Raw genomic sequence first — 412 nt, forward strand, 5'->3', positions numbered from 1 at the left:
TTCATCCCAACAAGTCTTCTTCGGTCATTTTAAAATCGGTCTTAAAGCGGACTTTTGCTTTCCCCTCCAATAAGCCAAGTTTACGTGTAGGTTTGGCGACATGTGATTCCGGAAGGAAATAGCCAACAACTTCTTTCTTACGGCCGTAAGTAACTGCAAATCCGACCCCGGACTTAACTTGCTCAAGTACCTCAGCAAAGCGTGTCTTGAATTCACCAACTGTCATCGTTTTCATATAGACAAAGATAATATTTTCTTGTCAAGTTGTCAAGAATGTGCAATGGTGCAGTTATTCATCCCTCAAACTATCCACCGGATTGGCCGCCGCTGCCCGTATGGCCTGCCAGCTTACCGTGGCCAGCGCAATCACTACTGCCGCCAGCCCGGCTGCGGCGAATACCCACCATTGGAT

The 412-nt window shown here is 47.6% G+C and carries 1 protein-coding gene; it reads right to left on the reverse strand.

Features of this window, described 5'->3' with window-relative positions; translation table 11 throughout:
- Nucleotide 1: 1 nt before the first annotated feature.
- Nucleotides 2-235, reverse strand: a complete 234-nt coding sequence (locus U9S71_RS20930) for a type II toxin-antitoxin system Phd/YefM family antitoxin (protein ID WP_326329805.1) — start codon at nt 233-235, stop codon at nt 2-4.
- Nucleotides 236-412: the final 177 nt, after the last annotated feature.

The organism is Parapedobacter flavus (genome assembly GCF_035818675.1).
Classification (GTDB): domain Bacteria; phylum Bacteroidota; class Bacteroidia; order Sphingobacteriales; family Sphingobacteriaceae; genus Parapedobacter; species Parapedobacter flavus.

Excerpts from the sequence above, each read along its gene's own strand:
- U9S71_RS20930 (WP_326329805.1), bottom strand. The coding sequence starts at position 235 with ATGAAAACGATGACAGTTGGTGAATTCAAGACACGCTTTGCTGAGGTA.